Genomic DNA, 4,638 nt, shown 5'->3' on the forward strand with positions numbered 1-4,638 from the left:
TCGTCACATCCCAGCAGCCTCATGCCCTGCGCTTTCTATCCCGGCCGCAAGGCCAGGGCAATTTTTCGAGGTGACCTGAACATTAGGAGGCGGGCGACATTTCAGCAGCCCGATAGAGACACTAGTACGGAGTGTCAGAACACCAGCGCACTGGGGTCCGGGGATGGCAGGGTCGACAGGGATCCGGTGCCGACGCCGTAGAGGCTGATATCCTGCGCTGCAAGAATGTCGGAATGTGTCAGCCAGGTATCCGCGCCGAGCCTTTGCGGAGTAGTCTGGTCATGATCGAACAGAAACAGATTGACCGCCGCGCTCTGCTCGATCCCGACTGCCATCCTCAGCGCCATCAGGGCGTCATTGCCGGTTATCCTGCCGTCGCCATTCACGTCTGCGGATAGCTGCACGAATTCCGACAGAGCCCCGGAATTCGGTGCCACACCGACGGCAAGCCTGAGAATATCAAGCGCGTCTGTCGCGGTGGGCGGTTTGATCGTTGTGGTCTTGAAGGACAGCAACATGTCATCGAGATCCTGCAACGCCCCCCCAAGATCGAATGTGAACTGGTGTTGCGAAACCTTCTCTCCATCGATTGATACCGACCCGCACTGGCTGGTCAGGACCAGATCGCCCAGATCCGGGCCATGGACCTGCACCGTCACCGGGCCTGGGGCTGGAGCCGGATCGGCGGGTGCGGCCGGTCCGGGATCAGTCTGCGCTTCTTCACCGGACAGGACGCCTGACAGGAGATATTCCGATGGCACTGGCGTTTCGGAGCGCGGGCTCTCGTCCGAGACAGTCGAAACACCGAGAATCGACGAGATGTCGAGGAGTTGGGCATATTCAGAGACGATGTCATCGACACTGTGCCCCTGCGTCCAGAGATCTGTCGCGCCCTCCAGGGCCAGGGGGTCCCCGAAACCCGGAAGTATGATCCGCTGCTGGCCCGAAGCGATGGAGATTTCGACATTGCCCCAATCGTTGACAGCGGCATGGTCAAGCACGAAGTCCCCGGCGCTGATGGCGCCGGGCTCCAGAAAACCGCTGTCAAGAAACAGCTTGTGGCCCTGCCGGGGGTCAAAATTCTCGATCCGCACGACACGGGTCGCCCCGTCGATGAACAGTTCGGTGCCTTCTCCATGAAGGAAGACATGTTCACGCGCGGTGCCCGAGAAGAACTGGTCGTGATCTCCGTGCAGGTGGACGGTGTTGCTGCCACCATTGCCGAAAACCTGGTTGTGATTGCCGAAACTGGTGATCTCGTCATTGCCTGTTCCGCCGATGATCACATCCCGGCCGTTGCCCCCGACAATGGTGTTCCGCCCGGAATTTGCGAAAACGAAGCTGTTTCCGACCGCGCCTGTGTCGCTGATGTCCGGATCGGAGGCGAATATCCGGTCGTTTCCGGTTCCGCCGAAGATGATGTTCGAACCGGGGCCACCAACGATCCTGTTGTTCCCGGACTCGACGGAAATGATGTCATTCCCCTCGCCGCCGTGGATGACATCATTGCCGGATCCACCGACGATGCGGTCGTTGCCCGGCCCGCCGACAAGCCTGTTGTCCCCCTGAGCCGCGATCAGGACATCGTCCCCCTCTCCGCCCCAGAGGGTATTGCCATGCTTTCCGGTGGCAATCAGGACGTCATTGCCCGCACCGCCGCCAACCCGGTTGCTCGATCCGGTGATGATGAAGACATCGTCGGTATCGTCCCCGTAGACTGTTGTGTCATCCTGAATGTAGCGGATGTCCGTGTCCCTGAAGCCGGATGTCAGCACCTGCCCTGCAAACGGGGTCTTGTCGGCCAGGCGTGCCACGCCGGTTTCGTTATGCGCAAAGAGGAACGCCGCGACCTGATAATCCTGTTCGAACTCGAAGCTGAGCGTGCCGCCTTCGATCGTGAACGCCATCGCTTCGATGGAAGGCGCCGAATAGAGCTTTGCTTCCTCGGTCTGGGCGACGACCGGTGATTTCGGTATGCCGTATTGATCATGCCAATCGGGCGGGATGTCATGAAGGATGGACAGGCCCCACCCCTTGATCGGCAGGAATTCCAGCTTGAGGTCCATCGGCAGCCTGTCCGAGGCGTCGCTGAAGCCGTTCGCGCCGACAAAGATCACGGCGTAGTCTTCGCTGTTGAAACCCCATTGGTTGATCTCGAACGCTCCTTCCGCGGCGCGGTGGTTGTCCTGATGGAGGGTGGTGACCTCCAGACCCGGCAGATACCGTGCCATGAGGCTGAATGCGCCCCCCCCGGCCAGCAGGGTAGAGCCTGACGGGGTCACGAAGCCGAACGCGCTGGGATGGATGATGTCGATGCCGTAAATGGCGGCCGCGTCCAGACCATGATAGGCATAGGACGTAAATATCTGCAGGATATGGCCTTCCTTGGCGGCGCCATAATCCCGGTTGGCCAGCCCGTGCCGCGTCTGGATCACGCGGCCGTCGTCAAGAACCAGCTGCCCGGTTTCCCAGAATGTCTCGAACTGCTGATGCGTCCTCTCGGCGAATTCGCTGTCGGGGATGTCCGGACGCTCGCCCGTATGTCGCCTGTGTTCGCGCGTGAAGGCCTCGAGCGCCTCGTTCCGTGTCCAGGAGGCCGAGTTCCAGGCCGAGAGATAGAAGCCTGGTTCATCTCCACCCGCCGCAAGGATGTCCTCCTTCCACGCCCCGAACCTCTCCTGGTCGTCCTCGAGCCTGTGGTCGGAGGCATTGAAGGAGACCGAAAGCCTGTGCGTCCTCAGATAGTCGATCACCGACTTGGCGTCATCCGACACAAGGCTCCTGAGGGTCGCGTCGTCTTCATCGTTGCGCGCCATCTGCATCGCAACCGTGACAGTGTTGGCCTGAAAGAACGCCGCATGCGTGGACCTGGCCCGTGCGATCTCCTCGAGGATCGCATTTGCAACCTCGCCATAGCTGCGGACATCATCGAAATGGGCATAGTATTCGTTGCCGATCTCGAGGATCAGCTCATTCCGGATTGTGCCGAATTCGCCAGCCGCCAGCCGCGCGAGGAAGGACGCGACATCGCTGCGCACGCCGTCCGTGTCCCCCTTGTAGCGCAGGGTTGGAAGGATGATGGACAAGGCCTGATCGCCGTCGTTCGTGGAGGCGATCAGTTCCGTCAATCCCGGTCGCGGCGTATTCGGCGCCTGAAGGTTCTCAAATTCAAGGCCATAGCGATCGGTTCGCACCTCGGACAGTGTACCGCCAGGCCAACGCACCAGGGTTGCCCCCAGCTCCTCGGCAATCTGGCTGTAGTTTTCGAATGGCCGGAAGGATGTGTAGATCCCGCCGAATGCATTCGGGGTGACTTCACCACCGGTGTTGAACAGGTCTTGATACGATATCGTCAGGGCAGAATGTGACATCGAGCATCCACCAGAAACGGATGCCGATACCCAGCGCCGTATCGCCCACCGCGACACGGCCTTGCGGCTCACCCGCACTGCGTACCCACACCCGAAATTTCACCTCAGGGCAGGCTGCTGCGCGTTGGCGGCAACGATGTGTTCGACAATCTGGCTTCAACGCGGCGATTGTTTCAAATTCGTGCTTCCCGGGGGGCTATCTGTCTCTGATGACACGCCCCCGCCTCCCGGCGGAATCGCTGTGCCGCGGTGAAGCTGCGAGGGTCCGCGCAGGAGGCGTTCATGCGGGGCCGACATTCCCCGGGCTTTTCAGGCGCGGACCGCACAGTGCGCGCCCTCCGCACATGGGCGCCAGGGCACCGCCTCGATTCGTGCCCTCGGATCCCTTGCTGCAATTCGACATCCCCGGGACTGCCCACACCGCCGCATGACGGCGGAGCCCGTCTGGGCAAGCGTATCAGGGCATCAGGTGAACCCCGCGCGCCTGTCGGAAAGCGTGCCGCACGTCCGATAACGCGTCACGAGCAGCCTGCTGGCTACGCTCCGTCGGTTACAAAGCTATGCCGATGCACGTCAGGCCCGTTTCACCTGGGTCGACGGAGAAATCGCCCGAAAATGCTCCGCGCTCACTCCGACGCGCGTCTGCGCCCCCATCAGTTCCATCAGCAGATAGACACGGCGGTCCGGTGCGATGCTCTCTATCCTTGCCACGAAATCCGCGAACGGCCCTTTGGTCAGCATCACCTCATCGCCGGGTTGGAGCAGCCCGGGTGGCAGCAGCTTGCCCTCGCGGTCACAGCGCTGCATCAGCTGGCTGACCAGATCGAGCGGCACGGGTGTCGGCTCCTTGCCGAGGCTGACCAGCCGCTTGATCCCATAGGTCGAGTTCACAACACGCCAGCCGCCGTGGAGCAGGTTCAGTGCAACGAAGATGTAGCCCGGGAAAAGCGGGCGCATTTGGGTGATGAACTTGCCACGGGCGCGCCTGGTCTCTTCCTGCATCGGCAGAAAGGTCCGGAAACTCTGCCGCACAAGGTTCCGCTCGGCGATATTGTGGCTGTTCGGCTTGAACTGCGCCAGAAACCAGGTGGTGCCGCGATGGTGGGTGCTCATGTGGCCTCATCTATGTGCGTCTACACGTTGCGCTTGAAACCGTGCAGGTTCAAGAAATAACGTCAATGCTACGCCATGGGAATGTCCCGGTCGATGTTGAACTTTTTGGGATGAAGGGTGGCGTTGCTCTCCCTGAGCCGTAGGCTCGGGGTGT

Annotated in this window: 2 protein-coding genes; both read right to left on the bottom strand. The window is 61.1% G+C overall.

From position 1 onward, the window contains the following. Window positions 1–134: 134 nt before the first annotated feature. Window positions 135–3,449: a hypothetical protein gene (locus HUK65_RS19150; protein WP_179907636.1), complete on the bottom strand. Its 3,315-nt coding sequence runs from the start codon at window positions 3,447–3,449 to the stop codon at window positions 135–137. Between the two features lie 495 nt (window positions 3,450–3,944). Further along, window positions 3,945–4,484: a transcription termination/antitermination protein NusG gene (gene nusG / locus HUK65_RS18005; RefSeq protein ID WP_179907637.1), complete on the bottom strand. Its 540-nt coding sequence runs from the start codon at window positions 4,482–4,484 to the stop codon at window positions 3,945–3,947. Between the last annotated feature and the right edge of the window lie 154 nt (window positions 4,485–4,638).

It is taken from the genome of Rhabdonatronobacter sediminivivens (assembly GCF_013415485.1).
Classification (GTDB): domain Bacteria; phylum Pseudomonadota; class Alphaproteobacteria; order Rhodobacterales; family Rhodobacteraceae; genus Rhabdonatronobacter; species Rhabdonatronobacter sediminivivens.

Excerpts from the sequence above, each read along its gene's own strand:
- nusG (WP_179907637.1), bottom strand. The coding sequence starts at position 4,484 with ATGAGCACCCACCATCGCGGCACCACCTGGTTTCTGGCGCAGTTCAAG.